A 2,658-nucleotide genomic window follows, 5' to 3' on the forward strand; every position below is an offset into this window, starting at 1 on the left:
GGGGCGCAGGTGGGCATCGTCGCGGGCCCGGAAGGCGAGGAGATCCACTGCGACCAGTACGGCCGGGTGAAACTGTGGTTCCCCTGGGACCGGCGGGCGAAGAAGGACGGATCGGATACCTGCTGGGTGCGCGTCTCGCAAAGCTGGGCCGGCGGCACCTGGGGCGGCCAGATCATCCCGCGCATCGGCATGGAGGCGATGGTCTCCTACATCGACGGCGACCCCGACCGACCGCTGATTACTGGGCTTGTGCCGAACCCGCAGCAGGCCGTGCCCTACGAACTGCCCGCGAATAAGACTAAGAGCGTGTTCCGAACCAATACGCACAAATCGGAATATAAAGGATTCAACGAAATCAATTTTGAAGATGAAGTGGGCAGAGAAGAGTTGTATATGCATGCGCAAAAGGATATGAATATACACGTTATGAATAATGAGGGAAAGAGAGTAGAAAATAATAGTTCTGTATTGTACGGAAATAACAATTCTGTCGAAGTCTCGAATAATAGTTATTTATCTATAGGTGGAGGCTATACGATCTCTGTAGGACGAAGCGGGCTGCGGTCCCTTGCTAGCTACGGGGTTGGAGGGCTAGCGTGGCCACTAAAAGCCATGTCGTATTCTCTATGCGGAGATTTAATTGACCACATTGGAGATGGAAATTTTAGCATGAACATCGAAGGGTCTGAAATTACACTCGTCGGCCGATCCTCGATGGAAAATATTGCGGGTAATAAAAATATAAATACGGGGGGGGCATTTCGACGTAAATACAAATTCATCAATAGAAATGACATCATATCAGGACATGTTCTTTTCTGCAGGACATACGGTGACGGTACATTCTGGATCATGCTTTGAGGTGCACGTTGGAGACTCATTCATTACGCTGAACAGCGATGGGTCTATAGAAATAAAATGTAAAAAATTGAATATTGAGTCGTCGGATAATGTGCAAATTAATTCAAAGAAAATTGAGCTAAACTAATGACGAGCGAAATTGAAAAACATGCTGATGATGTCGCGAACATATTGGGGCACATCCCAAAGGAGAGTTACGAAAATAATCCAGCGGCGGCGCTAGAGATTATGAGTCATACAATTGCGCTAACAAGGATTCCGTTACAGGTTGATCGGCGTAAATATGCAAATGAGATTTTAAGGAATCTCGGAGCAAATTTTTATTATAGTTATAATGAACCCTTCAGGGCAAGAATATCCACGCTTATAGGTGGATTTCAAGCATTACCGCATTTTAACGATTTTGGGTACTTAAAGTTGAGCAATGAAGAGCTGGTTAGAGAATACATTCTTGTCAGAAGAGTATTGTACGGTATGTCGTTAGCTGGCATAGGGAGCGGAACCGCAAAAGCAAAGCAGGTAGTTAAAGACGCGGCGAGCGAGGCAGGAAAGCCGATAAAGGAGGCCATTCGAAATAGAAGAATGCCAGACGGCAGTGATATTTTGAGAGGTGCTAGAAAAGGGGCTGGCGCGCTACCAAAGTCACCTGTCCGGGCGTTAGTCTGGGTTGTCGGAATTGGCGCATATAGCGATTTGTCGGATTATAAAATCAAATTATCTAATGAAATTCGGCGCCGATGGAAAAATAAAGAGATTAAGCGTGAGTTATATGAAAAGGCATTTGGGTCTATATTGTATGGTGTAGAAGAATATATGCCGATTTTGCCAAGCACGGAGGACAGCGATAATAGCGTGCCTGAGCAGTACGAGAGTCCTGAACATTATTTTAGAGATAGGTTCTACTTAAAATGAGGCGTACTATGGTTAAAATAATAATGAGCGGGATGATAAACGTAATTATAGTATGGATATACCTATATTTTTTTAAAGAGAAGGTGACTGATGTATTTGCCGACGGCGCATCTCCAGCCGTTGCTCTTTTGATAAATATCGTGGCGGCAGCTATATTAACGGTCATATTATTTACGTGTATATATGTGATATACTGGGTTTTATATATGGTTTTTGCTTATATAAAGAGAATTTATTAGTAAAACATAGATAGTTTAATTCATGTTACTGAGTTAAAATTCAATATTTCTGATATATAAGTTAATGTTGTAGTGACTTCTTAGGTGGGGTGAGCATTTTGGTGCGGCAGGAGTGTTGCGCGGTCTTAAAGGTGGCTAATTGCGCCGGGATCAGTGTAGTGGCCTCAAATTCGCCGACGGAGTACGCCTAACTCATGCCCAAAGCGCACCGAAGAGACGACATCGGCTCCGGCCACGCCTGTCACTTTCCGCCCTCTGCCGCCACGGGCGGCAGCCCCGATGTCTTCGTCAACGGCAAGCCGTTGATGCGGGTCGGCGACAGCTATGAACCGCATGCCTGTTCGCCCTGTCCCAAGCCCTCGCACGGCCGCAAACTGGCGGAAGGATCAGCGACGGTGTTCGTCAACGGCCAGGCCGCCGGGCGCATCGGCGACGCCATCGATTGTGGCGGCGCCGCTGAGACGGGCTCGCCGGATGTCGAGATTGGTGGCTGACAAACCGAGCAAACCTCGTCCTTCTTGACTGGAGACCGCCCGGGAGAGCCCTAACAAGGCCGGCACAAGCTGATGGTGGGCGACCACCAGAGCGCCTGGTCGAAGCCGTCAGCGGCGGCTGAGGGCGAGGCGGCGATGCGCATCGCGCAAGG

General features: G+C 48.0%; 3 protein-coding genes. All 3 read left to right on the forward strand.

Translation table 11 applies throughout. From position 1 onward, the window contains the following. On the forward strand, nucleotides 1-861 hold an 861-nt coding region (gene tssI / locus BLP76_RS18485), incomplete at its 5' end, for a type VI secretion system tip protein TssI/VgrG (RefSeq protein WP_139163780.1). Nucleotides 862-987: 126 nt separating this feature from the next. Beyond that, entirely contained in the window at nucleotides 988-1,773 is a 786-nt protein-coding gene (locus BLP76_RS18680; RefSeq protein ID WP_139163781.1) for a hypothetical protein, read from the forward strand. A gap of 433 nt (nucleotides 1,774-2,206) precedes the next feature. Then, on the forward strand, nucleotides 2,207-2,506 hold the full coding sequence (locus BLP76_RS18490; RefSeq protein ID WP_092816704.1) for a PAAR domain-containing protein: 300 nt from the start codon (nucleotides 2,207-2,209) through the stop codon (nucleotides 2,504-2,506). The last annotated feature ends 152 nt before the right edge of the window (nucleotides 2,507-2,658 follow it).

Origin of the sequence: Afifella marina DSM 2698, assembly GCF_900102695.1 — a bacterium.
Classification (GTDB): Bacteria; Pseudomonadota; Alphaproteobacteria; order Rhizobiales; family Afifellaceae; genus Afifella; species Afifella marina.